At 68.8% G+C, this 25,996-nt stretch carries 22 protein-coding genes, 1 tRNA gene and 1 pseudogene; 10 read left to right on the top strand and 14 right to left on the bottom strand.

The annotated features are described in order from the left end of the window. Nucleotides 1-300: 300 nt before the first annotated feature. A complete protein-coding gene (locus ACGFSA_RS04320; protein WP_393299433.1) occupies nucleotides 301-1,512 on the bottom strand; it encodes a globin domain-containing protein in 1,212 nt (403 codons plus the stop codon). Between the two features lie 562 nt (nucleotides 1,513-2,074). Between ACGFSA_RS04320 and ACGFSA_RS04315 the strand changes: the two are divergent. Both ACGFSA_RS04315 and ACGFSA_RS04310 read left to right on the top strand, forming a co-directional pair. Continuing rightward, a pseudogene (locus ACGFSA_RS04315) lies at nucleotides 2,075-2,440 on the top strand (helix-turn-helix domain-containing protein); the annotation flags it as partial. 241 nt (nucleotides 2,441-2,681) lie between these two features. Continuing rightward, nucleotides 2,682-2,885, top strand: a complete 204-nt coding sequence (locus tag ACGFSA_RS04310) for a hypothetical protein (protein WP_393299430.1) — start codon at nucleotides 2,682-2,684, stop codon at nucleotides 2,883-2,885. A gap of 435 nt (nucleotides 2,886-3,320) precedes the next feature. Here ACGFSA_RS04310 and ACGFSA_RS04305 read toward each other — a convergent pair. Continuing rightward, nucleotides 3,321-3,392: transfer RNA gene (locus ACGFSA_RS04305), tRNA-Val, on the bottom strand. Nucleotides 3,393-3,576: 184 nt separating this feature from the next. Here ACGFSA_RS04305 and ACGFSA_RS04300 point away from each other — a divergent pair. The 4 genes from ACGFSA_RS04300 to ACGFSA_RS04285 all read left to right on the top strand — a co-directional run bounded on the left by ACGFSA_RS04300 (nucleotide 3,577) and on the right by ACGFSA_RS04285 (nucleotide 6,843). Beyond that, the gene (locus ACGFSA_RS04300; protein WP_393299483.1) at nucleotides 3,577-4,377 is read left to right on the top strand and encodes a hypothetical protein; all 801 of its coding nucleotides are present in this window, start codon (nucleotides 3,577-3,579) and stop codon (nucleotides 4,375-4,377) included. 71 nt (nucleotides 4,378-4,448) lie between these two features. Beyond that, nucleotides 4,449-5,816 carry a hypothetical protein gene (locus ACGFSA_RS04295; RefSeq protein ID WP_393299427.1) on the top strand — a complete coding sequence of 456 codons (1,368 nt, stop codon included), beginning with the start codon at nucleotides 4,449-4,451 and terminating at the stop codon, nucleotides 5,814-5,816. A gap of 154 nt (nucleotides 5,817-5,970) precedes the next feature. After that, complete coding sequence (locus ACGFSA_RS04290; RefSeq protein WP_393299424.1) at nucleotides 5,971-6,492, top strand: DUF4383 domain-containing protein; 522 nt, start codon at nucleotides 5,971-5,973, stop codon at nucleotides 6,490-6,492. Between the two features lie 126 nt (nucleotides 6,493-6,618). Further along, nucleotides 6,619-6,843 (top strand): zinc ribbon domain-containing protein, encoded by a 225-nt coding sequence (locus ACGFSA_RS04285; RefSeq protein ID WP_393299421.1) that lies wholly within the window; start codon nucleotides 6,619-6,621, stop codon nucleotides 6,841-6,843. A 41-nt stretch (nucleotides 6,844-6,884) separates the two neighbouring features. Here the strand turns inward: ACGFSA_RS04285 and ACGFSA_RS04280 are convergent, their stop codons facing one another. From ACGFSA_RS04280 to ACGFSA_RS04265, 4 genes are all read right to left on the bottom strand, one after another. After that, nucleotides 6,885-7,544: an O-methyltransferase gene (locus tag ACGFSA_RS04280; protein WP_393299418.1), complete on the bottom strand. Its 660-nt coding sequence runs from the start codon at nucleotides 7,542-7,544 to the stop codon at nucleotides 6,885-6,887. Between the two features lie 174 nt (nucleotides 7,545-7,718). After that, entirely contained in the window at nucleotides 7,719-8,618 is a 900-nt protein-coding gene (locus ACGFSA_RS04275) for an HAD family hydrolase (RefSeq protein ID WP_393299415.1), read from the bottom strand. Next, nucleotides 8,615-11,110 carry a phosphoribosyltransferase gene (locus tag ACGFSA_RS04270; RefSeq protein WP_393299412.1) on the bottom strand — a complete coding sequence of 832 codons (2,496 nt, stop codon included), beginning with the start codon at nucleotides 11,108-11,110 and terminating at the stop codon, nucleotides 8,615-8,617. The genes ACGFSA_RS04275 and ACGFSA_RS04270 overlap by 4 nt, the downstream gene beginning before the upstream one ends. Nucleotides 11,111-11,120: 10 nt before the next feature. Continuing rightward, complete coding sequence (locus tag ACGFSA_RS04265) at nucleotides 11,121-12,284, bottom strand: HpcH/HpaI aldolase/citrate lyase family protein (RefSeq protein WP_393299409.1); 1,164 nt, start codon at nucleotides 12,282-12,284, stop codon at nucleotides 11,121-11,123. A 219-nt stretch (nucleotides 12,285-12,503) separates the two neighbouring features. Between ACGFSA_RS04265 and ACGFSA_RS04260 the strand changes: the two genes are divergently transcribed. Further along, nucleotides 12,504-13,346: a TerD family protein gene (locus ACGFSA_RS04260; RefSeq protein ID WP_393299406.1), complete on the top strand. Its 843-nt coding sequence runs from the start codon at nucleotides 12,504-12,506 to the stop codon at nucleotides 13,344-13,346. Between the two features lie 228 nt (nucleotides 13,347-13,574). On the opposite strand, the gene ACGFSA_RS04255 is transcribed toward ACGFSA_RS04260, so the two are convergent. The 6 genes from ACGFSA_RS04255 to ACGFSA_RS04230 form a co-directional block, all read right to left on the bottom strand. After that, entirely contained in the window at nucleotides 13,575-14,309 is a 735-nt protein-coding gene (locus ACGFSA_RS04255) for a Tellurium resistance (protein WP_393299403.1), read from the bottom strand. Between the two features lie 141 nt (nucleotides 14,310-14,450). Further along, nucleotides 14,451-15,593 carry a DUF475 domain-containing protein gene (locus ACGFSA_RS04250; protein ID WP_393299400.1) on the bottom strand — a complete coding sequence of 381 codons (1,143 nt, stop codon included), beginning with the start codon at nucleotides 15,591-15,593 and terminating at the stop codon, nucleotides 14,451-14,453. A 70-nt stretch (nucleotides 15,594-15,663) separates the two neighbouring features. Then, on the bottom strand, nucleotides 15,664-16,239 hold the full coding sequence (locus tag ACGFSA_RS04245) for a TerD family protein (RefSeq protein WP_393299397.1): 576 nt from the start codon (nucleotides 16,237-16,239) through the stop codon (nucleotides 15,664-15,666). Between the two features lie 180 nt (nucleotides 16,240-16,419). After that, nucleotides 16,420-16,995, bottom strand: coding sequence for a TerD family protein (locus ACGFSA_RS04240; RefSeq protein ID WP_359109185.1), 576 nt, complete (start codon nucleotides 16,993-16,995; stop codon nucleotides 16,420-16,422). A 171-nt stretch (nucleotides 16,996-17,166) separates the two neighbouring features. After that, a complete protein-coding gene (locus ACGFSA_RS04235) occupies nucleotides 17,167-17,625 on the bottom strand; it encodes a peroxiredoxin (protein ID WP_366693641.1) in 459 nt (152 codons plus the stop codon). Between the two features lie 174 nt (nucleotides 17,626-17,799). Continuing rightward, nucleotides 17,800-18,237: a DUF3052 domain-containing protein gene (locus ACGFSA_RS04230; protein ID WP_037696857.1), complete on the bottom strand. Its 438-nt coding sequence runs from the start codon at nucleotides 18,235-18,237 to the stop codon at nucleotides 17,800-17,802. A gap of 480 nt (nucleotides 18,238-18,717) precedes the next feature. On the opposite strand from ACGFSA_RS04230, the gene aceE reads away from it, so the two are divergent. After that, nucleotides 18,718-21,450 carry a pyruvate dehydrogenase (acetyl-transferring), homodimeric type gene (aceE, locus tag ACGFSA_RS04225; protein ID WP_393299392.1) on the top strand — a complete coding sequence of 911 codons (2,733 nt, stop codon included), beginning with the start codon at nucleotides 18,718-18,720 and terminating at the stop codon, nucleotides 21,448-21,450. Nucleotides 21,451-21,508: 58 nt separating this feature from the next. Here aceE and ACGFSA_RS04220 read toward each other — a convergent pair whose 3' ends face one another. Together ACGFSA_RS04220 and ACGFSA_RS04215 are read right to left on the bottom strand one after the other, a co-directional pair. Beyond that, complete coding sequence (locus ACGFSA_RS04220) at nucleotides 21,509-21,925, bottom strand: peptidase inhibitor family I36 protein (RefSeq protein WP_393299389.1); 417 nt, start codon at nucleotides 21,923-21,925, stop codon at nucleotides 21,509-21,511. 175 nt (nucleotides 21,926-22,100) lie between these two features. After that, on the bottom strand, nucleotides 22,101-23,711 hold the full coding sequence (locus ACGFSA_RS04215; RefSeq protein ID WP_393299386.1) for an MFS transporter: 1,611 nt from the start codon (nucleotides 23,709-23,711) through the stop codon (nucleotides 22,101-22,103). Between the two features lie 116 nt (nucleotides 23,712-23,827). Here ACGFSA_RS04215 and ACGFSA_RS04210 point away from each other — a divergent pair, with 116 nt between their 5' ends. Further along, on the top strand, nucleotides 23,828-24,523 hold the full coding sequence (locus ACGFSA_RS04210) for a TetR/AcrR family transcriptional regulator (RefSeq protein ID WP_393299383.1): 696 nt from the start codon (nucleotides 23,828-23,830) through the stop codon (nucleotides 24,521-24,523). A gap of 224 nt (nucleotides 24,524-24,747) precedes the next feature. Next, nucleotides 24,748-25,959, top strand: coding sequence for an alpha/beta hydrolase (locus ACGFSA_RS04205; protein WP_393299380.1), 1,212 nt, complete (start codon nucleotides 24,748-24,750; stop codon nucleotides 25,957-25,959). Nucleotides 25,960-25,996 lie beyond the last annotated feature (37 nt).

The raw sequence follows: 25,996 nt of genomic DNA, 5'->3' as shown, positions 1-25,996 counted from the left end.
CGACAGCGCCACATACCGCGCAAAAGCCCTTCGTCTTCTCAAGGACACGATCGGCTTCTTCTAACTAACCGGTCCACAGGTCTTGACGATTACTCCCAGTCTCACACGTGCAACGCTCCCCGACCGCGCGTTTCTGTGCGCTGATGTGGTCATCGGGTGTCATCGTCTGTCAACGTCGGGACCTGACTACTGGCCGACTCGGGTGGCCCGGCCTCGGAACAGCCGCAGGACCTCACCGAGGTTGAGCGGACCGCGGGGCGCCTGGAAGACACTGTCTTGCACCTTCGTCCTGATCAAGATCTAGTCCAGGTCCGCCTGCCAGAGGTCGGGGCCGAACACCTCGTACTGGATGTCCTGGGGCGCGACGCCCCGCTCGAGCAACCTGCTACGCACACCTTGCATGAACGGCAGCGGGCCGCACAGGTAGTACAGGGCGTGGTCGGGCAGATCGACTGCTGCGGGTTTCATCAGTCCCTGGAAGACCCCGTTCAGCGGCTCCATGCTCTCCACGCCCTTCTCGTACCAGGCATACAGCTTCGCGCGCCGCAACTCCAGGACGTCGCTCACGACTTGGCGCCGCAGGGGAAACGAGGGCTCGTCGAGATCGGCGTGGAGGACCGTGATGTGCAGCCCGGACCCGGCCCTGGCGAGGTGCGAGAGCATCCCGGCCACCGGGGCGATCCCGATGCCCGCGGTGGCGAACACCACCGGCCGTCCCGAGTCGTCGAGCACGACGTCGCCGTACGGCAGCGACAGCGACAGGATGTCGCCCACGTCCACCGAGTCGTGCAGGAGCGTCGACATCTCCCCGTCGGGCTCGTCGCCGACGCCACGGACCCGCTTGACCGAGAACTGGCGGTGCTCCCCGTCGTCGGCCCGGGTCAGGCTGTACTGGCGCGGCTGGAGCACCCCGTCAGGCATCGTCATCCGCACAGTGACGTACTGGCCGGGCAGCGAGGTCTTCACCAGGCGGTCGTCGATCCGCTTGACCACGAAGGTCACCACGTCGGGGGTCTCCCGGATCCTCTTCTCGACCTTCCACTGCCGCCACACCGTCTCCGGCCTGACCCCACGCGCGCTGTAGAGGCCGCGTTCCTGGTTGATCAGAGCATTGGCCATCAGCCAGTAGACCTCGTCCCAGGCGGCGGCGACCTCCGGGGTGACCGCGTCGCCCAGGACGTCGGCGATCGCCCACATCAGGTTGTCGTGGACGATCTGGTACTGATCGGGACGGATGCCGAGGGACGCGTGCTTGTGCGCGATCCGCGAGAGCAGGTGCTCGGGGATGTGCTCCGGTGATTCCACCAGTCCGCTCGCGAACGCCGCCACCGATCCGGCCAGCGCCTTCTGCTGTTCTCCGTGGACCTGGTTGCCGCGGTTGAAGACGCCGTTCAGGAGTTCCGGATGCTCGGCAAACATGTGCCCGTAGAAGCGCTGGGCGATTTCTCCGATGTGCTCGGCGACGACCGGCAGTGTTGCTGCGACGACAGGCCGAGAGGTGTCTGAGAGCATGGCAGCTCCCTCCAGCGAAGACGTGCAGATCCCGGCCGTGGGCCCTGAACGGCAGCGGTCACACGAGTGCATCGAAGCGGGTCGGCCGAAGCCCGGCAGCGGCTGGGCTGCAGCCGGACAGGTGCCGGACGATGATGGAGCGAGCCCCTCTGGGTAGGCGGCGACGAGGCCGATCCGGGACGGGCGGCCGCCGGCCGGGAGGAGGCCTGCTGCCGGGGCCAGAATCTGGAATTGTTCCCCCAGGCTATGACGCGCTCCAGCGCCGGGCGAGTCGGCCCAGGCCTGTGCGACTGACATTGATCGCTTACACCTGGGTCACCTTCGGTTGCGCACTTGGAGCGGGCCCGGTGGCCGCTGCCCACGTTCGGTGTCCTCGCCGGGGTGGCCGGCACGGGTACCGGGGTCCTCGCGCTCCTCCGTTGACCACACCACCACGCCCCCTGTTCCGGCTACGGCCGGGGCGAGGTCAGTTTCGTGCGCCCAGGATCACACGAGGCCGCACTCAGAAAGGGCCTCGCCCCATACCCTGACAGTGACGAGCTGTTCAGAGAGGGGCAAGGCCATGCCAGATAATGCTACCCCGGACCCGTACGCGGACCCCATGGCATTCGGTCAGCGCATGCAGATCCTCCGTACGAAGCGAGGTATGAGCCGCCCTCTGGTGGCCGGCCTGCTGGGCATGTCTCCGTCGTGGGTGAAGCAGATCGAGACGGGACAGATGCAGATGCCGAAGCTCCCCATGATCCTGCGCATTGCTGAGCTGCTGCGTGTTCGGGACCTCTCTGACCTGACCGGCGATCAGAGCCAGTCAGTGGACCTGTTCATCGGCCCGGGTCACTCGCGGTTGCCTGCGGTTCGGGACGCGGTCAACGCGCTGTCGCTCGGCGGGGACCATGAGGCGCCCTCAACTGAGCACCTCGCTGCCCGCCGCGACGAAGGCTCGGCCGGGCCTTCACGATCCACAAGCATCGACAAAAAGGAGTGAACAATGGGTTGTCCAAACTGTGGCGCAAGTACTCAGCAGACCCCAGCGGGGGGTGGCTGTGCGGAAACTGCGGCTGGCAGTCCGGGGTCGCCCCCGCACCATCGGCGGCACAGCCTCGGGCGCTGACGGCACCAAGCGTCACGTCACCGGGTGGGGAACCGGCGCCCGGGGGTACATTCCAACCATGACCCGGCGCCCCGAAGCTCAGTCCACGACCGTCACCACGACGCGCAACGAGATCACGCGCACGGACTGTAGGCAGTGCGGCACCGAGGTGCACGGCATCGATGGGCGCTATGCGTGCGCACTGTGCGGCTGGGTGAACCACTGGTCCGAAGGGCATGGCGCGTTGCCGGCCGAGTCCGACGACCGGCACTGGGACCGGTAAAGCGCCTCGCAGGACCGAGCAGACGGAACTCCGGCCGGCCCGTTGGCCGGCCGGGGTTCACTGCCGTACGAGGTCAGCGAGCGGGGTATCGAGCGCGTCGGCGATGACGAGCAGGTAATCGAGGAGCGGCGAGTGCCCGCGGACGCAGCCGCAGCTGCAGGGGCTGCTCGACGATCCGCCGGCTGCTGCGAGGGCGTGAACGAACTCGGAACGGCCCGATCCCTCAGGGGTCGGGCCGTTCCTGCTTTTCTGGGAAGGGGCGCCTGACCTGCACTTCCCTAAGATCGTTTAGGGGATATCCAGGGGACGGTGCGCGGTAGTGAGGGTGTAGCCAGAGTGACTGAACCAGTAGTCAAAGTGACCGCCAACGCAAAGAAGCCCAGGCCAGAAGCGCTCTGACCTGGGCTTCTCTTGTGACCGTGCTGGTCAAACCGGTGGGCGCGGACGGTTTCGAACCGCCGACATCTGCTTTGTAAGAGCAGCGCTCTACCCCTGAGCTACGCACCCGTGGATGAAGCAACAGCGTACATGCCGCAGGGCCCATGCTCACAAACGGTTGTCCGGACCGACGGGGAGACGGGGGATATCCCCACCCTGCTTACGGTAGCCGCCCGGATTCTCCCCGGGTCCGCTCGCTCTCTACGGTGGATCCACACCGGCGGGACAGCCCGCTGGACCGGATGGGGGATCGATCACCGTGGCACTCCGCACTCGCACCCATACCCGCGCTCGCACCCGGCCCCGCGCGCTCGTCGCGTCCGGCGGGGCTGTCCTCGTCGCCCTGGCCCTCGCCGGTTGCGGCAGCGCGAATGTGGACGACGCGCCAGCCGAGCACAGGTCGTTCGCGCTGAACGGGAAGACGCTGACCATCGAATCCGGCGGTACGGCCGTGGAGCTCGTGCCGGCCGATGTGCGCAAGGTCGAGGTGACCCGGCGCGTGGACGGGTGGGTGGTGCTCGGGAACGGGCCCGATGCCCGGTGGTCGATGCGGGACGACACGCTCACGCTGCGGGTGAAGTGCCGCGCGTTGATCAGTAACTGCGGGTCGCGCCACCAGGTGAAGGTGCCGCGTGGCGTCGCGGTGACGGTCAAAGGGGACAACGGGCGGATCCTCGCGTCCGGGTTCGACACTCCTCTCACGCTCCGCTCCGACAACGGAAGGGTGACCGTGCGTGACTCCAGCGGTCCGTTGAAGCTGGAGTGCGACAACGGGGGCCTCGTCACGGAGCGGATCTCCAGCAGGTCCGTCTCCGCGCGCTCGGACAACGGGGGGATCCGGCTCGGGTTCAGCGCTGTGCCGGATCTGGTGGACACGGTCAGCGACAACGGCCGGGTGACCATCGATCTGCCGCGCGGTTCGGAGGCGTACGCGGTGACTGCCACCGCGAGCAACGGGCGTGTCTCGGTGAAGGTGCCGCGCAGCGACGGCAGTGCGCATGTGGTGAAGGCGCACAGCGACAACGGTCAGATCACGGTGCGAACGGCGAACTAACCGGCCCGTGTGTTCGTCCTTACCTGGTGGGAGAATGAACCGGGCAGGGCGAAACAGCACGGGAGAGGGATGTGACGGCGACACACGCGCGGCCGCAGGCAGGAGCGGGTGCCATTTCCGCCGTCAGGGACGTCCTCGGGTTGATGCTGCTGCCGGTGCCGTTGCTCGCCGCCACGCTGCCGGCCGCCTTCGCCGGTGGAGGTACGCGGCGCTGGTTCGGCGGCCGTGGGGAGAGCCAGCGTGTCGAGGCTCAGGCGGCGAAGGATGCGGCCGCGGAGGCGTTCTACGAGCTGGACACCGCTCAGCGCGATCTGCAGATCTCGATCGAGACGATCACCGCGGTGGACAGTTCGGCCGCCGCGCGCAAGGTCGTGGACGACTTCGCCGCTCTGGGGCGGCGGATCGACGAGGCGAGCCATGCGTACATCACGGCGGTGGACGCGCACGACCTGGACCGGGACGATCTCGAACCGGCGATCGCGGCGCGTGCGAGGACGGAGCTGACGGGCGCCAAGGACGAGCTCGTACGAGTCAAGGGCGAGCTCGACCGGTTCGCCCAGGGACTCGGTCCGCTCCTGGCAAGTGCGGAGACACAGCTCGCCCGGCTCGCGCCCGCCGTGGAGCGGGCCCGGCAGGCGCTGCTCGGTGCGAGCAATGCTCTCGACGCCGTGCGCGCGTCCGGGCTGCGGGCGGACGATCTCGCCGCGCGTCTGGCGGCCCTCGCCCCCGAACTGACCAAGCTCAACCAGGGCGCCGGCCGGCACGGCGTGCAGGAGACGCTGCTCCGCGCCGATCAGGTGCTGCGCGGTGCGGAGGCCATTCGGGCGGAGGCGGCGCAGCTTCCCGAGCGTGCCGCCGAGATCGACCACCGGCTGGTCTCGCTGCGGACCCGTGCCCAGGCGCTGACCACCCGCGCGGGCTCGGTGGAGCCGGTGCTGAGTGAGCTGAGGCGGCGTTTCTCGGCCGCGTGCTGGCAGGACCTCCAGCCGGTTCCGGAGCAGGCGGCGGTCAACGTGCGGCAGGCCGAGGAGAAGCTCAAGGAGGCGGCCAAGGCGCGGGACGAGCAGCGCTGGGCGGATGCGACCTCGCGGCTCTCCACCGTACGGGCCCTGTTGAACGCGACGGACGAGGCGGTGTCCGCGGCCGGCGACCGGCTGCACCGGCTCGACGCCGTGGCCAAGGATCCGCAGCAGGAGATCCAGCGGACCCGGTTCGCGATCCGGGACGCGCAGCGTCTGGCCATGGCGGGCCGCAACACGCCCGACCCGCGCCATGCCCGGCCGCTGGACGACGGGGTGGCCCGGCTGGAGCGCGCCGTCGCCGGGCTGGAGGGCCGCCACCCCGACTACTGGCACTTTCTGACCGAGACGGAAGCGGTGCGGCAGACGGCTGCGAGGGTGGTCTCCGAGATCCGGGAGGAGCGTGGCGCCGGGGGCTGAGCCGAGTTGTCGGGGCCCGGGGCGGGGCGGATCCTGGTGGTAGTCCGAAGGAGGCCGCACCACCATGGCCCACGCCCACGCTCATGCTCCGCGTCTCCCGCACCTCCCTCATCACCCGCAGCGAACGGCGCGAGGTCCGGAAAGACGCGGCAGAATGGCCCGGCTCGACGAGCATCTCCCGGTCGATCACCGGCTCAGCAGCGTCTACCGCGTCGGGGCAGGGCTGATGGGACTGGTGCTGCTCGCCTTCGGCATCCTGGGGCTCATCGACAAGATCGGCTTCTTCGACACGGGTGGTGCCACAGTCGCGGGCCTGAACACCAACGGCGCGCTCAGCGTCCTGTCCATCTGCGTCGGCCTGCTCCTGTTCACCGGAATGGTGATCGGCGCCAACTTCGCCTCGACGCTCAACATGGTCCTCGGTATCGCGTTCATCCTCAGTGGCTTCGTCAATCTCGCGCTGCTCGACACGCACTACAACTTCCTGGCCTTCCACCTGCAGAACGTGCTGTTCAGCTTTGTCGTCGGGCTGATGCTGATGATGTTCGGGATGTACGGGAGGGTCAGTGGCGGGCTCCCGCACGACAACCCGTACTGGCAGGCCCGCCATCCCGATCAGGCAGCCGAGGAGTTGCGCCGCAGCCGGCGGCAGTCCATGCCGATTGACCGGTCGTAGGAGCGGCGCCGTCGCGGCGGTGGGCCCTCCCCGTACCGTCCCCGGGTCCTGTTGCCGGATACCGCTGCCGGGCAGCGCCGCCGGTTACGCACTCCCCATCGTGGGGGAGGCCGTTAGCCTGGGGTCATGCCTCGTTACGAGTACCGCTGCCGCTCCTGCGGAGACACCTTCGAACTCAGCCGTCCGATGGCCGAGTCCTCGGCCCCTGCCTCCTGCCCCGCCGGGCACGAGGACACCGTGAAGCTCCTCTCCACCGTGACTGTGGGCGGGGGTTCGGCCAAGTCCGTGCCCGCCGCCCCGTCGGGTGGCGGTGGCGGCGGGGGCTGCTGCGGTGGGGGCTGCTGCGGCTGACCCGACCGCGGCGTCGAACGGCTCGACCCGGCGGGCGGGCGCTACCTCCTGCGGGAGAGTGCCAGCCCGTCCGCCACGGTGAGCATCACGCTGTCCATCCGCGGGTCGGCGGCCACATGCTCGTTGAACTCCTTGATCGCCGCCGCCCCGCCGGTCGCCTGCGGGTCGGTCACGCCGCCGTGGAACAGCACGTTGTCGGTGACGACGAGGCCGCCTTGCCGCATGCGGGGCACCAGCTCCTCCCAGTACGGGATGTAGTTGCCCTTGTCCGCGTCCAGGTAGGCAAGATCGATGTGCGGGTCGGACGGCATCGCCCTCAGCGTGTCGAGCGCGGGGGCGATGCGCAGCTCGATCCGGTCGGCGACGCCTGCCTTCTCCCACGCCTCCCTGCCGTAGGCGGTCCACTCCTCCGAGATGTCGCAGGCGATCAGCCGCCCGTCGGCGGGCAGCGCCTGCGCCATGGCCAGGGCGGAGAACCCGGTGAATGTCCCGACCTCGACGATGTGCCGGGCCCCGGTCAGCCGTACGAGGAAGGCGAGCAGTGGCCCCTGCTCCTCGGCGGACTGCATGCCGGCCTGATCGGGAAGGCGTGCGTACGTGGTCTCGACGAGCTCGCGCTGCACCGCGTCGAGCGGCGGGTTGTGCGCCAGCATGTACGCGTACAACTCGTCCGTGATCTTGGTTTCGTTTCCCTTGCTCATCGCAGACTCTCTTCGTGCCTGCCGGGCAGGCTGGTCAGGTCCCCGAGTACCGGAGTACGGCGGGAACGCGGCGGCTGCCAGCCACTGTTCCCTGTCGGTCCGAGCTTGTCGAAGATCGCGTCGACGTGTCGCTCCGCGCACCGGTGCGGCCGTTCGGCGACGGCCGCGCGGGATTCAGAGACCGCGCCGGGGGACGGAAGCCCGGATGAATCGGCGGAGGATCTCCTCGCCCGCCGCCACACCACGTTCCATCAGGACGTCGACGTGCGGGGCACGCCAGCCGGTGTCGGCGAGTTCGCCGTGGCCCGGACGCCAGGCGAGGTCGGCGGCGAGGAGCAGATCGGCGTCGAGGAGCGAGTCGCCGGCGGCGAGGGTGAGCGTGGCGCCGGCGCGGCGGGCGACCTCGTGCATCGCGGCGCTCTTGGTGAGCGGCTTGGGCACAGCGTAGATCTTGCGGCCCTGGAGGGACACGGTCCAGCCGCGGGGCCCCGCCCACTCGGCCAGCTCCTGCAGCCAGTCCGTGGGCAGCAGCGGGCGTTCGACGACGAGATAGGCGAAGAGGTCCTCGGCGACTCGTTCCTTCAGCAGCCAGGCGGGGTCGGCGGCGGCCACGAGGTGGGCGCGGACCTCGGCGAGCGAGGCGCACTCGTCGGCCAGCCGGCGGGCCACCCGGTCCTGCCAGTCGGGATCGGAGACGCCGTCGACCAGGAGGTGTCCCCCGTTGGCGCAGATGGCGAACTTCGGTGCGGGGCCGGGGAACTGGATGCGGTGGTACTGCTCGCGGGTACGGGTGGTCGTGGGTACGAAGACCGTGGTGCGGGCCAGTTCGTCGACGAGTGCGGCGGCGGTCTCCGTCATGTAGGAGAGCGGCTTGTTCCCGTACACCTCGACGCAGAGCAGCCGGGGGGCGTCCGCGTCCGGCATGGCGAGCTGGAGTGCCGCCGTCGAATAGATGAGGGTGCGGTCGAGGTCGCTGGCGACCAGCGTCACAGGGGTGGTCGGAGTGGCCGGAGTGGTCGGGGTGGTCGGGGTGGTCGGGGTGGTCGGGGTGGTCGTAGTGGCCGGGTGGGTCACTGTGACGCCACCGCCTTGCCGTCCGCGCCCGTCGCTCCGCGGGTGTACTTCGGGTGGATCAGTCCGACGCAGGTGTACGGGAGACCGTCGACCTCCTCGACCGGCACGCCGCGCTGCTCAGCCAGCAGCCGGATGTGTTCGAGGTCGGCACCGGCGCCGCGCTTGGCGAGGATCTTCCAGGGGACGCGTCGCAGCAGTACGCGGGTGGTCTCGCCGACCCCCGGCTTGACCAGGTTCACATCGTGGATGCCGTACTCCTCGCTGATGCGCTCGACGGCCGCCCAGCCCTCCCAGGTGGGGGCGCGGTCGGCTGTGAGCAGCTCCTTGACCTCGGCGTCCACGGCGTCGACGACCTCGTCGAAGTGGGCGGCGACGGTGTCGAGGAAGTGACCGGACACATCGGCTTCCGCGAGCTCCCGGTAGAACTTCGCGCCGTGGAAGTCATGGGGGCCGACCAGGTCGGACCGGAGGACGGTACGGGATATCAGCCCGGAGACGGTGGAGTTGAGGCAGGCGGACGGGATGAGGAAGTCCTCGCGGGTGCCGTAGGTGCGAACGCAGCCGCCCGGGTCGGCGAGGACCGCGATCTCGGGGTCGAAGCCGTTGAACTCCTCGAGTGCGGCGGCCAGTTCACGGGTGATGGCGCCCTTGCCGGTCCAGCCGTCGACGAAGACGACGTCGGCGGGGTCGTGGTGGGCGGCCAGCCAGCGCAGGGCGTTCGCGTCGATGCCCCGGCCGCGCACGATGGAGACGGCGTAGTGCGGCAGATCGAGCCCGTGGCGGTGCTGGGCCCAGCGGCGCATCAGCACGCCGACCGGGGTTCCGGCCCGCGCGAGGGAGACCAGGACGGGGCGGGGGGTGCGCTCGGCGAGGACCGTCTCGGTGACGGTTCCGACGGCCCGCGCGATGCGGGCCGCCGACAGGTCCAGGGCCGCCTTGAACAGGTTCTGGTACTCGGCCGACGGCTGGTACTCGACGGGCAGCGACTCGGCGTAGTGCGCGCCGCCGCTCTGTATCGCCTCCTCGCGCTCCTCGGTGGGCGCCTCCAACTCGGTGTCCGAGAGGTCCTGAAGCAGCCAGCCGACTTCTTCCGGCGCGTAGGAGGAGAAGGCTGGGCCGCGGAGGGGCTCGGACAGCATGGGAGGTTCCTGCCGTTCGGGGGCGGTGGAGGGGGCGGCCGACGGGACGTACGAGGGGACGACGGCCAGCAGGACGTGGGAGGTGTGCGCGGCGAGTTCCGCCAGCAGGCCGTCCGAGGCGTGCAGTTCCGGGGTGTCGGCGGCGGAGTCGACGACGACGACCACGGCGTCGAAACCGGCGTCCGCGACGTTGTACGCGTAGCGGACGCCGGGGCCGTCGGCCGGGTTGTCGTGGGCCGGGAAGACCAGTCGGCTGCGTATCGCGTAGCCGGGGTCGTTCACGGCGAGGACAGGGGACCGTGTGGTGGTCGAGTAGCGCACCTCGGCGTCGGTGTGCTCCTCCAGGGCGGTGCCCAGCCGGAGCGGTGCGTACATCAGCTCCTCGAAGCCGAGGACGAGTATGCGGCGGGCTTCACCGCCCAGGGCGCCGGCGATGCGGGCAGCCATGGCGGGAAGGGCCGATTCGAGCGTCTCGCGGTGGGCGGGGGTGAAGCCGTGCCGTCCGCCGTCGGGCACACCGGCGGGCCACTCCAGCTCCACCCGGGTGCCCGGGCTGCCGGGCCCTGCCGCGCCGGCCCGGGCGGGTTCCCGTTCCGGCTCGTGGGCGGCGACCAGGGCCTGGCCCTTCTCCAGAACGCCGTCCGGGAGCCGGACCGTACCCGTACCCCTGGCCACCAGGTCGACGCGGGCGCCGATCTCAGCGGCGAACCCGGTCAGCCGTTCGCGGTCGGCCGCCGACCGCATGTCCACCAGAGCCACGATGACGTAGCGGTCGCGCGGGTACAGCTCGTGCAGCGCGCGGATCGTGTTGAGCACGGTGTTGCCCGTGGAGAACTCATCGTCCACCAGCACGAGCGGCGCCCCGCTCCCGCGCGCCAGCAAGGCGGGGTCCTCCGGCAGCAGCAGATGCGATGTCGCGTGCGAGTGCGACTCCTCGAAGCCGCCCGCCCGGGCCACGCCCTCGACCGGACGCCGCGTCGAGTGGAGGTACGGGACCACGCCCAGCCCGTCGGCGACCGCGTGGCCGAGGCCGGTGGCCGTCTCCGCGTACCCGAGCACCACCGCCCGGCGGGCCTCCGCCTCCCCGAGGAGCGCGCGCACGCTCAGGCCGAGCTCGAACCCCGCGCCGTACACCACGGAGGGCCGCTGCGGCACATGCTTGCCCAGCACATTGGAGACGAGCAGATGGGCCCGCTTGGGGTTGCGGCGCAGGGCGAGGCCCAGCAGTTCCCGGAGCTCGCCGTCACCTTCGGGCTTTCCGTTGCCGACGAGCTCGACGCCCAGCCGCTCCGCCACCCAGCTACCCGACCACACCACGTTCGCCGTCTCTTTCCTTGCTGCGCGCTCGCTCATCGAGACGCGCTCATTCCGCGAGCCCCGCGGCCAGCAGATCCACGAAGCCGACGTCTTCCTTCGCCACGCCGAAGACCTCGGCCCGTTGCAGGGTGCGCTCGGCCCAGGCGCGGTGCGGCTTCACTTCATTCATCTTGTTCGTGTATGCGGAACGCATCACTCCGCCACCGCCCCGCTCCGGCCGCAGGATGTCCTGTGCGTCACTGAACTCCTCGTGACTGACCACGGACAGTGCGTGCACCGGCGCGACGTGCGACGGGTGGATGCAAGTCTTGCCGAGCAGCCCGTTGGCCCGGTCGAGCTCGATCTCCCGCAGCAGGCCGTCCAGGTCGTGCTCGATCAGTGCCGTGCGCAGCTCCTCGGCCCGGCCCTCCAGGAAGGGGCTGCGGCGCAGCTGCGGCTTGAACATGCGCTCCTGGAGCCGGAAGTACTCCCACACCGGTCCGGTGATCGTGAAGCCCGTCCCGTCCGACCGGCCCAGCACATTGACCACATCGGCTATGACCGCGGCGACGAGCTGGACGTCGTACGCCGTCATGTCGGGCGCCCTGCGCAGTCCGTACGCCGAGCAGAAATCGGTGACCCCGAGCCGCAGGGCGAGCACCCGGTCCCGGTACGTGTTGACGGTGCGGACGATTCCCTGGAGTGCCGCCGCGCGGGTCTCCAGGTGCAGCAGCTCGGGCGATTCGAGAACGGGCATCGCGAACAGGCGCTGTCCCCCGGCCGTCTCGGCCTTGGCGAGCGCTTCCATGAACGGAATGCCACGCTCTTCCGTGAACTTCGGAAGTACAAAACCGGACAACAATCGGACGGAGCTGCCCAGCCGCTGCGCCAGGTCCGTTATCTGCTCCGGTTCGCGGACCCGGACGAACAGCAGCGGCACCTCGGTGCCGCGCGCAGCGAGGTCGCGGAACTGCCTGACCAGATTCTCCTCGGCGTCCGGCACCTCGGAGTCGTCGATGGAGTCCTCCAGGCACAGCACCATCGAGACGACACCGCGCCTCGCCTGCTTGAGGACGTCATCGGCGAGCCGCGGCCGGGTGGCCGGGGAGTACAGGGTGGCGCCGAGGGCGGCCGAAAGCATCCGGGCGGGAGAGTCCGCACCGAATTCGCACGGCTGCCGAAGGAACAGGCCTTCCCGCGCAGCGGGCGAGATGTGCCCGAAATGACGCATGTGATTCCCCCGTACTGCCGGATCGGCCGGACGACGTGTGGCCGGTAATAGTACGTATGGACGGGTGTCGAGGGTTCCCCACGTGCATGAATTTCGGGTAACTCGTCCATTTCCCGACGGTTCCGCAGGGCCCGGAGGGCGTGGTTCCGACGCACTGCCGAGACATGGGTCGGGCCCCCACGTTGTCTGCGCAGGCAGCCAGCAGGCAGGATGACCGCCATGACGCACGCGATGCTGAAGGGCTCGAACGTCCCCCTCGATGCCATGGCCGTACGGGCCGTGCTGCGCTGGACTCCGGGCGCCGGGGTGCCCGATGTGGACGCCTCGGCCCTGCTTCTCGGCGCCGGTAGCCGTGTGCGCTCGGACGAGGACTTCGTGTTCTACAACCAGCCCCGGCACCCATCCGGGCTGGTACGACGGCTGCCGAAGCGCAGTGTCGCCGAGGGGCTCACCGACACCATCGAGGCCGACCTGGGCGCGCTCGACCCGTCGGTCGAACAGGTGGTCGTCGCCGCTTCCTCCGACGGAGCCGCCTTCCAGCAGGTCCACGATCTCCGCATACTTCTCTACGACGCGGCATCGCCGGGCGGCGACCCGCTCGCCGTGTTCGATGTACGGCCGGAGACCGGCGAGGAGACCGCGATCATCTGCGGTGAGCTCTACCGGCGCGGCGATGGCTGGAAATTCCGGGCGGTCGGTCAGGGCTACCCGACCGGACTGGTCGGGCTCGCGACCGCATTCGGCATCTCGGTCGACGAGGCGGAGGCCGCGGCCGAGCCCGATCCGGCCCCCGCGGTGGCGACGGTCGCCCCGGCGTCTCCCCCGGCACCGGCACCCGGACCCGACGCGCAGGCCACGGTCCAGCACCAGCAACCCACGTACAGCTCCCCGCAGCCCGCAGCAGCCCCGGCTGCCCCGGCGTACGGCTACCCGCAGCCCACGGCGGCCACCCACGCTCCTCAGCCCGCCTACGGCTATCCGCAGCCCGCGGCGGCCGCCGCGCCCGCCCCGGACCCGAATTTCGTGCTGCCGCCGCAGGGCCCCCAGTTCGTCCGCTCCTGACCGCCGCGGCGGCAGGCGCCCGCTCAGAGCCTGTCGGGTGACCTCTGATCGGGCGGCCACGCCCTGGCACGCACGCTTCCCGCGTTGCCGAAACGCCCTAGTAGCTCCTTCCCCAAGCTCTCAACTTCGTTCGAGCAGGGGAGACCCCATCCGAGGACCTTCCAGCGCCTTGGAATCGCACGCACCAGACCGCGTCCGCTTTCCGATCGAAGATCACCCGACAGGCTCTCAGGCCCGGGACTTGTAGCCGCGCCCCCACTGCATTCCCCAGCCGTACAGCCGGTCCAGCTCCGACTGGAAGCCGTAGACGAACTTCACCTCGCGCCGCACGATCAGCTCGCCCTTGACGTTCTCCACGGTGAACACGGCGCACGAGCGCGCCTGCGGGGCCCGCTCGTCGAGCTCGATCTCGATCCGCGGGCCGTTGCCCGGGTAGAGCGTCACCTTGGCGTGTGTACGGTCGAAGGCCGGCGTCTGGTCGTAGATGTAGACGAAGAACAGCAGCCGTTTGATCTGGTCCCGCTGGTCGAGGTTGACGTACACGGTCTCCCCCGACGGCGCCCCGAAGCGGTCGTCGCCGCTGAGCCTGATGTACGGCGGCGCGTTCAGGTCGCCGATCAGGTTGCCGAGCGGCTGCACCACACCCTTGGTGCCGTCCTTCAGCTCGTACATGCAGCCCAGGTCCAGGTCGACGTTGACCACACCCTGGGTGTGTGCCTGGACCACATCGGGCTGGAAGAGTTTGAACGGCCGCAGCAGCCGGCCGCTCTGCCGCGACCTGCCCTCGATGTCGGACGTGCGCATCCGCCAGGAGAGGTTGACGCGGAGGTTGCCGGTCAGCGCGCCCTGTTTGGTGAGGGAGACCGTGGCGTGCCGCCTGGACAGCACGATGGAGTTGGTCGCCGCGTTGCCCGACTCGAACTGTGCTTCCCGCCCCGGCCACAGGCTGTCCCAGAACGCCATCCCCAACCCCCACATGTCTCGGTAGTGCCCAGGTCCCGCACGCATCACTGCGGGGCGGCCCGCGGGCCGGTCCCGGGTGTTCCCGGAGAACCGTCGCCGTACGGACCGCCCCGCTGAGAGCGTTCCTCAATCCCTACCGGGTCACACCCCGGACGGGACCTCCGCCTTGGAGCCTGAGCTGTCGTCGCCTCCGGCCTCCAGCGCCTTGTTGCGCCGGACCGAGGACCAGAAGGACCAGCCGATCAGCACGACGCCGACGAGACCGGTGATGATCTCGTTGATCTGGTACTGGATGGTGACGAGCAGGATGACGGACAGCGCGCCGATGGCGTAGTGCGCGCCGTGCTCCAGGTAGACGTAGTCGTCCAGGGTGCCCTGTCGGACCAGGTAGACGGTGAGCGACCGGACGTACATGGCGCCGATGCCGAGGCCGAGGGCCATCAGCACGATGTTGTTGGTGATGGCGAAGGCACCGATGACGCCGTCGAACGAGAAGGACGCGTCGAGCACTTCCAGGTAGAGGAACATGAAGAACGCGGCCTTGCCGGAGAGCACGATCGCGGAGACCTTCTTGCCGCTCTTCCTGGCCTCTTCCTCGACCTCGTGGTCGCGCTCCTCCTCTTCCTCGAGCTTGTTCTCGAAGAAGCCGGAGAGACCGCCGACGATGAGGTACGTGATCAGACCCGCGATACCCGCGAGCAGGACGGTCTCCGCCTTGTCCGCGTGCGCGCCGCCGTGCTGGTGCGCCTGGGTCGCGAAGGTCATGGCCGAGACCAGCAGCACGATGAGCGCGATGCAGACCGACAGCATGTCGACCTTGCCGAGCTTGGCGAGCGGGCGCTCGATCCATCGCAGCCACTGGATGTCACGGTCCTCGAAAATGAAGTCGAGGAAGATCATCATGAGGAACATGCCACCGAAGGCGGCGATCGCCGGGTGGGCGTCCGTGACCAGTTGCTGGTAGCGGTCGGGCTGGTTGAACGAGAGATCGACCGCCTCGATGGGCCCGATCTTGGCAGTGATGGCCACGATCACGACGGGGAAGACCAGCCGCATACCGAAGACCGCGATGAGCACACCGACCGTGAGGAAGATCTTCTGCCAGAAGGCATTCATCTTCTTCAGGATTCCGGCGTTGACCACCGCATTGTCGAAGGACAGCGAGATCTCGAGGACGGAAAGAATCGCCACCACACCGAACGCTTCCCACCCCCCGTAGAACACCGCTGCGACCAGGCCGAGCGCGGTAATCGCGAACGACCAGCCGAAGGTTTTCAGAAGCACTGGCTACCCCATCGTGTATGTAACTGGGTCTCCCCTGGACGTGTACGGGGCTCCCCCGCTGTGCGCGGCTTTACGAAACGTTGACCCCGAAGTCTAGAGCGATGCCCCGCAGCCCCGACGCGTACCCCTGTCCCACTGCGCGGAACTTCCACTCGCCGCTGTAGCGGTAGAGTTCCCCGAAGATCATCGCGGTCTCGGTGGAGGCGTCCTCGCTCAGGTCGTAGCGCGCGAGCTCCTGGCCGTCCGCCTGGTTCACCACGCGAATGAACGCATTGCTGACCTGGCCGAATGTCTGGCCGCGATTCTCGGCCTCATGGATCGAGACCGGAAAAACGATCTTGTCGCAGTGGGCGGGGACCTGGTTGAGGTTCACGATGATCGACTCGTCGTCGCCCTCGCCCTCACCCGTGAGGTTGTCGCCCGTGTGTTCCACGGAGCCGTCCGGACTCGTGAGGTTGTTGTAGAAGACGAACCATTCGTCGCCGAGCACCCGGCCCGACTGGCACAGCAGCGCGCTGGCGTCGAGGTCGAAGTCGGCGCCCGTGGTGGCTCGTGCGTCCCAGCCGAGGCCGACGAGCACCTGGGTGAGGTTGGGTGCGGCCTTGGAGAGGGAGACATTGCCTCCCTTGGCGAGCGTGACGCCCATGATGTGAGTCCTCCCCGAGTCGATGAACCGTCTGTTGAGCGCGTCCGGCGCCGCACTGGGTGCGGCGCCGGACGGGGATGTGCTGGGGGTGTACAGCGGATTATGGCCGGACACCTCCGGGGGCGCGGCCCGGGCTGTGCCTTCTCAGGAACGGCCCGGTCCCGCGCTCTGGGCCGTACCTCAGACGTTGACGCCGAAGTCCTGCGCGATGCCGCGCAGACCCGAGGCGTAGCCCTGGCCGATGGCACGGAACTTCCACTCGGCGCCGTTGCGGTACAGCTCGCCGAAGACCATGGCGGTCTCCGTCGAGGCGTCCTCGCTGAGGTCGTACCGCGCGAGCTCGGTGTTGTCCGCCTGGTTGACCACGCGGATGTATGCGTTGCGCACCTGGCCGAAGCTCTGCTGGCGGGTCTCGGCCTCGTAGATCGAGACCGGGAAGACGATCTTGTCGACGTCGGCCGGGACTCCGGCCAGGTTCACCTTGATGACCTCGTCGTCGCCCTCGCCCTCACCGGTGAGGTTGTCACCGGTGTGCTCGACGGAGCCGTCGGGGCTCTTGAGGTTGTTGAAGAAGACAAAATTACCGTCGCTGCCGACCTTGCCCTCGGCGTTGGTCAGCAGCGCGCTGGCGTCGAGGTCGAAGTCTCCACCGGTGGTGGTACGGGCATCCCAGCCCAGACCGACGACGACGGCGGTCAGGTTGGGCGCGGCCTTGGTCAGCGAGACGTTGCCGCCCTTGCTGAGGCTGACTCCCACGAGTCCTCCCATTGGTTTCTTGGGGGCCGACGGCTGCCGGCGCCTCCACGTTGCGTTGGCATCGGATCAACGAGTGGATCCTAGTGACGGGTTCCCGGCCAAAACAGGCTTTTGGCCGGGGGGCGCCGGGAGATCGTCCGGAACACCGGCGCGGGATCGTCCGGAACCGGATCAGATCGCGTCGAGGGCCTTGATGTAGTCGTTCAGGTCGCGCGCGTCCGGCAGACCGTTGACGACGGTCCAGCGCACCACGCCCTCCTTGTCGATGATGAAGGTGCCGCGCACCGCGCAGCCCTTCTCCTCGTCGAAGACGCCGTAGGCCCGGGAGGTCGCGCCGTGCGGCCAGAAGTCCGAGACCAGCGGGTACTCGAGGCCCTCCTGCTCGGCGAAGACGCGCAGGGTGTGGATGGAGTCGTTGGAGACGGCCAGCAGCTGCGTGTCGTCGTTCTCGAACTGCGGCAGCTCGTCACGGAGGGCGCAGAGCTCACCCGTGCAGACGCCGGTGAAGGCGAACGGGTAGAACAACAGCACCACGTTCTTCTCGCCGCGGAAGTCGGAGAGCTTCACGGTCCGGCCGTGGTTGTCCTTCAGCTCGAAATCCGGGGCCTGGGTACCGACCTCGATCGCCATGGAAACGCGTCCCTTCGCTGCTTCACCGGGCTGGGCTGTCCGGGTGGACTCCCACCCTACGCAGAGACCTCGGTGGGCCTGCGGACAGGGATGTGCGCGGGCGGGGACCTGGGTACGGGCATGCGAAGGCCCCCGCCGGTGCACGACCGGCGGGGGCCTCGTGGTGAGTGCGGTTCAGCGCCTGGCTTTGGCCGACTTCGGGGTGACCAGACGGCTGCCCGTCCAGTCCTTGCCCGCATTGATGCTCTTGGTCTGGGAAAGACCGGCTGTCTGGCCGGCCTCGTTGATATCGCTCGGTTCGACGTAGCCTTCGCGGCCTGTCTTCGGCGTCATCAGCCAGATCACACCGCCTTCGTCGATCAGACCAATGGCATCCACCAGCGCGTCCGTAAGGTCGCCGTCCTCGTCGCGGAACCACAGCAGGACGACGTCAGCGACGTCGTCGTAGTCCTCATCGACGAGTTCCTGGCCGGTAGTGGCCTCAATGCCCTCACGGAGCTCCTGCTCGACGTCGTCGTCGTAGCCGATCTCCTGGACCACCTGTCCGGGCTCGAACCCCAGCCGTGCAGCCGAGTTGGTCCGTTCCTCCGCGTGGTCCGCGGTCGCGCTCACGGGTTGCCTCCTGATCATGTTCGGAAAATGCTTCAGCCACGCGCGTGCGCGGGGCGTTGGCCGTAGTCCACACGGGCGCGGCGGATCGCGCAAGTACCCAGCGTGCGAGACCGCCTGAACGGTGACGTTCCCTGCCACGTCGCCGCACGATCGGCAGGTCCCTGACTGGGCTCCACACGGCCGTCCACACCCTTTACGTCCTTGCACAGCTTATGCCGTTTCGGTCCGCCAATCGGAGTCGAGCAGCCTTTGGGAACGCTTGGACGGGTTGGGCGTATGGTTGCGGTTTGATCCAACCCGTCTGCCGAGCCGCCCTGGCGTACCCGACATGATGCCTCCCCACCTGGCGGTTACCCCTCGGTAGAGATGACGTACGCGCCGTCGCGGTACACGATGGTGCTGGCGTACATGCATACATCCCGGGGGCATGCCTCCCGTGACCAGGCCCCGTAGAGCAGCACCGAACAGCGAAGGAACAGCGTGGCTTCCGGATCCGATCGCAACCCGATCATCATTGGCGGCCTTCCGAGCCAGGTCCCGGACTTCGATCCTGAAGAAACCCAGGAATGGCTCGACTCCCTCGACGCCGCCGTCGACGAGCGCGGCCGTGAGCGGGCCCGCTACCTGATGCTCCGGCTCATCGAGCGCGCGCGCGAGAAGCGCGTCGCCGTGCCGGAGATGCGCAGTACGGACTACGTGAACACGATCGCCACGAAGGACGAGCCGTTCTTCCCCGGCGACGAGGAGATCGAGCGCAAGGTCCTCAACGCGACCCGCTGGAACGCGGCCGTGATGGTGTCGCGCGCCCAGCGCCCGGGTATCGGCGTCGGCGGTCACATCGCCACGTTCGCCTCCTCCGCCTCGCTGTACGACGTGGGCTTCAACCACTTCTTCCGGGGCAAGGACGACGGTCTGGGCGGCGACCAGATCTTCTTCCAGGGGCACGCGTCCCCCGGTATCTACGCCCGCGCATTCCTGCTCGACCGGCTGAACGAGGCGCAGCTCGACGCCTTCCGCCAGGAGAAGTCGAAGGCGCCCAACGGCCTGTCCAGCTACCCGCACCCGCGGCTGATGCCGGACTTCTGGGAGTTCCCGACCGTCTCGATGGGCCTCGGTCCGCTCGGCGCGATCTACCAGGCCCGGATGAACCGCTACATGGAGGCGCGCGGTATCGCCGACACCTCCCGGTCCCACGTCTGGGCCTACCTGGGCGACGGCGAGATGGACGAGCCCGAGTCGCTGGGCCAGCTCTCCATCGCCGCCCGTGAGGGCCTGGACAACCTGACCTTCGTGGTCAACTGCAACCTGCAGCGTCTCGACGGTCCGGTGCGCGGCAACGGCAAGATCATCCAGGAGCTGGAGTCGCAGTTCCGCGGCGCCGGCTGGAACGTCATCAAGCTGGTCTGGGACCGCTCCTGGGACCCGCTGCTGGCGCAGGACCGCACGGGCATCCTGGTCAACAAGCTGAACACCACGCCGGACGGCCAGTTCCAGACGTACGCCACCGAGTCGGGCGCGTACATCCGGCAGCACTTCTTCGGGGACGACCCGCGGCTGCGCGACATGGTCAAGGACATGACCGACGACCAGATCCTGCACCTGGGCCGCGGCGGTCACGACCACAGGAAGGTCTACGCGGCGTACGCGGCGGCCAAGGCCCACAAGGGCCAGCCGACGGTGATCCTCGCGCAGACGGTCAAGGGCTGGACCCTGGGTCCGAACTTCGAGGGCCGCAACGCGACCCACCAGATGAAGAAGCTCACGGTCGAGGACCTCAAGCGGTTCCGCGACCGGCTGCACATCCCGATCACGGACAAGCAGCTGGACGAGGGCTACCCGCCGTACTACCACCCGGGCCGCAACTCGGAAGAGATCCAGTACATGCACGACCGCCGCAAGAGTCTGGGCGGCTATGTCCCGACCCGTGTGGTGCGCGCGAAGCCGCTGGTCCTCCCTGAGGACAAGACGTACGCGACCGCGAAGAAGGGTACGGGTCAGCAGTCGATCGCCACGACCATGGCGTTCGTCCGCATCCTGAAGGACCTCATGCGGGACAAGGAGATCGGCAAGCGTTTCGTGCTGATCGCGCCCGACGAGTACCGCACCTTCGGCATGGACGCGTTCTTCCCGAGCGCGAAGATCTACAACCCGCTGGGTCAGCAGTACGAGGCAGTGGACCGAGATCTGCTGCTCGCGTACAAGGAGTCGCCGACCGGTCAGATGCTGCACGACGGCATCTCCGAGGCGGGGTGCACGGCGTCGCTGATCGCCGCGGGTTCGGCGTACGCCACGCACGGCGAGCCACTGATCCCGGTGTACGTCTTCTACTCGATGTTCGGTTTCCAGCGCACCGGTGACCAGTTCTGGCAGATGGCCGACCAGCTCGCGCGCGGCTTCGTGCTGGGTGCGACCGCCGGTCGTACGACGCTGACCGGTGAGGGTCTGCAGCACGCGGACGGCCACTCGCAGCTGCTCGCCTCGACGAACCCGGGCTGTGTGGCGTACGACCCGGCGTTCGGGTACGAGATCGCGCACATCGTCAAGGACGGTCTGCGCAGGATGTACGGCGAGAACAGCGAGGACGTCTTCTACTACCTCACCGTCTACAACGAGCCGATCCAGCACCCGGCCGAGCCGGAGAACGTGGACGTCGAGGGCATCCTCAAGGGCGTCTACCGCTTCAGGAGCGGCGAGAAGGGCATGATCCCGGCCCAGATCATGGCGTCCGGTGTGGCGGTCCCGTGGGCGGTCGAGGCGCAGCGGATCCTCGCCGACGAGTGGAACGTGAAGGCGGACGTCTGGTCGGCGACCTCCTGGAACGAGCTGCGCCGCGAGGCCGTCGAGGTGGAGCGGTACAACCTGCTGCACCCGGAGGAGGAGCAGCGCGTCCCGTACGTGACCCGGAAGCTCTCCGGCTCCGAGGGCCCGTTCGTGGCGGTCTCGGACTGGATGCGTTCGGTGCCGGACCAGATCGCGCGCTGGGTTCCCGGTGCGTACCAGTCGCTGGGTGCGGACGGCTTCGGCTTCGCCGACACGCGTGGCGCGGCCCGCCGGTACTTCCACATCGACGCGCAGTCGATCGTCCTCGCGGTGCTCACCGAGCTCGCGAAGGAGGGACGGGTCGACCGTTCGCTGCTGAAGCAGGCGATCGACCGGTACGAGCTCCTGGACGTGACCGCGGCCGCCCCGGGCGCGGCCGGCGGCGACGCGTAAGCACGACGGCCGAAGGGCGGCGGGATCTTCTGGTCCCGCCGCCCTTCGGCGTATCCGGTCAGTTCTCCCAGACCTTGAAGGCCCTGACCTGGTACGGGGACTGGGGCACCCAGGTGCCGCCGCCCGGATAGGTCTCGAACTCGCCGGTCTCGGCGCACTCGGCCGACTGATATGTGGTGACGGGCCGGCCGGTGCGGTTGGCGAGCGCTTGGACCTTGTTGCCCGCCGGCAGCGGCACACAGCTCTCGATGTCGATCGTGGACAGCTCATGGATCTGCCGCAGGCCGGTGAAGTCCGGCTTCTCCCAGAGGCAGAGCTGACCGCTTCCGCAAGCCCCAAGGCGTGCGGGTGCGGAGTGGGCCGCGGCCTGCGAGCCCGTGGAACGGGCAGCGGCCTGCGGAGTCGCGGGGTGGGCCGCGGCCTGCGGAATCAGGGCGGCGGTGGCGAGAGCGGCGGCAAGAATGGTCGTACGCATGGAAATCGACCCCCGTGGTGGTGCGAATCAGTTGCACGCACCCTGACCTGCTCGGCAGCGCCCGGGGAAGGGGCTGCGGAGCACACCACCCTGATAGGCGACAGCCCCGCCGGAACGATCCGGCGGGGCTGTCGTGCGCACTGTGTTGACGCCACGGAGGCGTCACGACGAACGGTCAGATGTGACCCGCGCCCGCACCGGCCTCGGCATTCGCACCGCGCTTGGTGAGCGTGGCGACCAGAGCGGCGACCACCGCGACGACGCCGGCGACCATGAACGCCGTGCTCATGCCCGACACGAACGTGTCATGGGCGACGTCCGCGATCTTCGCCGCGACCTCCGGCGGAGTGTTGCCGGCCACCGGCGGTACGCCGACCTCGACAGCCGAGGACGCGGCGTCCAGCTGCTGCGGCGAAAGGGGCGGAAGCTTCGCTGCCGTCCAGTTGTCCGCCAGCTGCGAGTCGACCCGGGAGGCCATGACCGCGCCCAGCACCGCCGTACCGAGGCTGCCGCCGACCTGCATGGCGGCCTGCTGCAGGCCGCCCGCGACGCCGGAGAGCTCCATCGGGGCGTTGCCGACGATGACCTCGGTGGCGCCGACCATCACCGGGGCGAGGCCGAGGCCGAGCAGACCGAACCAGATCGACATGGTCAGGGTGCTGGTGCCGATCTCCAGCTGAGACATCCCGAACATGGCGACCGCCGTGCACACCATGCCGCCGACCAGCGGGACCCGCGGGCCGAACTTGGTGATCATGGCGCCCGCGAGCGGCGAGGCGACGATCATCATCCCGGTCAGCGGCAGCAGGTGCAGACCGCTGTCGACGGGGCTCAGACCGTGCACGTTCTGGAGGTAGAACGTGACGAAGAACAGCCCGCCCATGAAGGCGAAGGCCATCAGCACCATCAGGACCGCGCCCGCGGACAGCGGCACCGAGCGGAACATCGCCAGCGGGATCAGCGGCTCCCTGACGTTCTTCTGGGAGAAGGCGAAGACCACGAACAGCGCCACGGCGGCACCCAGGAAGCCGAGCGTCCTGTAGTCGCCCCAGCCCCACTGCGCACCCTTGATGAGCGCCCAGATCAGGCAGAACATCGCCTGCGACAGCAGCACGATGCCGCCGATGTCGAAGGAGCGCGGCGCGTTCTCGGCGCGGTGGTCCTTGAGGATCACCACGCCGAGCAGAAGCGCGATCACTCCGACCGGCACATTGATGAAGAAGACGGACTGCCAGCTGACGTGCTCGACGAGGACGCCGCCGAGGATCGGACCGCCGGCCGTCGAGGCCCCAATGACCATGCCCCAGATGCCGATCGCCATGTTCAGCTTCTCGGCCGGGAAGGTGGCGCGCAGCAGGCCGAGCGCGGCCGGCATCAGCAGGGCGCCGAAGAGACCCTGCAGCACCCGGAACGCGATGACCAGAGCCACGCTGCTGGAGAAACCGATGGCTCCCGATGCCGCGGCGAAGCCCACGACACCGATCAGGAAGGTCTGGCGGTGGCCGAACCGGTCACCGAGCTTGCCCGCGGTGATCAGGGAGACCGCGAGTGCGAGCATGTAGCCGTTGGTGATCCACTGGACATCGGCGAGCGAGGCCTTCAGGTCCTGCTGGATGGCGGGGTTGGCGATCGCGACGATCGTGCCGTCGAGCGCGACCATCATCACGCCGATGGCCACGGCGAAGAGCGTCAGCCAGGGGTGGCCGCGCAGCCCCTTGGCCGGGGCGGGAGCAGGGGCGCCCTGCGGCTCCCGCAACGGCTTTTCTGCGGTGGTCTGACTAGTCATGCCGGGGACACTAGTGTCAGTCGCTGACAGTTGACAAACCATTTCACAAGCCGGTAACTGTCACGTGGCTCACAGGTACCCTGAGCTGGACAAAGAGACAGAAAGAGGGCCGCTCAGTGACCGATGTCCGGCGCGCCGCAGAGCCACCGACCGGGCTGCGGGAACGCAAGAAGCGACACACCCGGGACGCCCTGCTGCACGCCGCCCTCGACCTCTTCACCACCCAGGGGTACGACGAGACCACCGTCGACGAGATCGTCGACGCCGTCGAGGTCTCCCAGCGCACCTTCTTCCGCCATTTCGCCAGCAAGGAGGAGACCGTCTTCGCCGTCCAGGAGATGATGGAATCGCATTTTCTCTCCGAGCTGCGTCAACGACCCGCAGCGGAAGCCCCTTTCGAGGCTATGCGCAGCGCGGTCCTGCGCACCTGGAACAGTATCGGCGAGGCGATCGAGGAGACCGTCACGGTCGAACTCCACATGCGTACGTACCGGATGATCGAGTCGACCCCTTGCCTGCTCGCGGCCCACCTGCGGCGCAGCTTCGACCTGGAGACCGAGATGGCCGAGGTGATCGCCGGGCGCGAGGGCCTCGACATCCGGACGGATCCGCGACCGCGGGTCGCCGTCGCCGCGTTCTCCGGGGTGATGCGGGTGGCCGGGCAGCTGTGGGGGCAAGGGCGGGACACGAGCGTGGAGTCGCTGCGCGCGCTGACCGAGAACTATCTGGACCAACTGGGCCCGGCGCTCGCAGGGAACTGGCATACGCCGGTCGAACCCGCGACCGCCGCGCCTGCGCCTTCCGCCGGATAGCTCCGCCCCAGCCATGTGCCGAACGCCTCATACCGGAACATGGCGGACTTCACAACTGTCGCACCACAACCGGCCCGCGCAGGACGGGAGCGGCGCGAAATCCGTCGGAGCGTACCGGACGCGCGCACGGAGCGTGAGAGAAACCCGCCCCGATTCCCTGCAGGCGAGTGATGTGTGTCACCCGGTTCACAGTGGTCGTCGCGCGTCTCCTAATGTGGGCCGGAGTGACTTCCTTCGACTCCTCCCCCACGCTCACCGCATGGCGCGCACTGCTCGCCGTCGCGGTCGTGTTCGTGATGCTGGCGACCACCGGCTGGACAGCCGTACGTCACCAACCCTCCCACGAGCCACGCGACATCGCACTCGCCTCCTGGGCGCGGGGGCGGATAGCGGGTCACCCGCTGCCGCACGCCGATGCACCGCCGTACCGGCTGGCGCGGTTCTTCGCCACGCTCACCGCCACACAGCGGACCGCGCTCGCCGACAGGTACCCGTTGGTCGTCGGCAATTTGAACGGCGCCCCGGTCACCCTGCGCTACCACGCCAACCGGCGGGCCCTGGTTCAGGCGCGGGCGGTCGAGCGGCGGCGCATGCACGACGTCAGGCTCTCCCCGGACGGCCGCGCCGAGGCGCTGCGCCGGATGGAGCGCTTCCAGTCGATGCTGGCCCACGGCCGGCATTTCCTGGCCTTCGACCCGTCCGGGAAGGGCCACGCCGCCGAGGTGTTCGGTGACCTGGACAAGGCCGAACGGATCTCGATGGTCGTGCCCGGTGTCGACACCAACCTGCTGACGCTGGAGCGGACCGGGCCGAAGGTCGACGCCGCCCCCGTCGGCATGGCGAAGTCGCTGTACACGGCGGAGCGCACCGCCCGCCCCGGCACCCGGACCGCCGTCATCGCCTGGGCCGACTACACCGCGCCCGCCGGCATCGGTATGGACGCGGCCCTGGGAAACCTCGCCGAGCGCGGCGCGGTCCGGCTCAACGCGCTCGTCGGCGCGCTGCCCGGCACGTCAAAGGTCTCGCTGTTCTGTCACAGCTACGGGTCCGTGCTGTGCGGTGTCGCCGCGGAAGAACTGCCGTCCCGGGTCACCGACATCGCGGTCGCGGGCAGCCCCGGCATGCGGGTGGGACACGCGGCGCAGCTGCACACCTCGGCCGCCGTCTGGGCGATGCGGGACCGCAACGACTGGATCCAGGACGTACCGAACATGGAGGTCGGCGGGCTCGGCCACGGGGCCGATCCGGTGGACCGGGGCTTCGGTGCGCGTGTCGTCTCGGCGGGCGACGCCAACGGGCACAGCGGCTATTTCGTGCCGGGCACCGAGAGCCTCCGCAACTTCGCCGCCATCGGCGTGGGTGCCTACGGCTCGGTGACCTGTGCGAGCGCCGACAGCGCCTGTCACAAGGGAATTTCCGGCGCCGAAGGCGTGTGACGCGCGTAAAGTGCCGCAAGGGAGCATGAATTGCGGC

It is taken from the genome of Streptomyces sp. NPDC048496 (assembly GCF_043200055.1).
Taxonomy (GTDB): domain Bacteria; phylum Actinomycetota; class Actinomycetes; order Streptomycetales; family Streptomycetaceae; genus Streptomyces.
The sequence above is the reverse complement of the archived record's forward strand: the minus strand, read 5'-3'. Positions and strand labels throughout refer to the sequence as shown.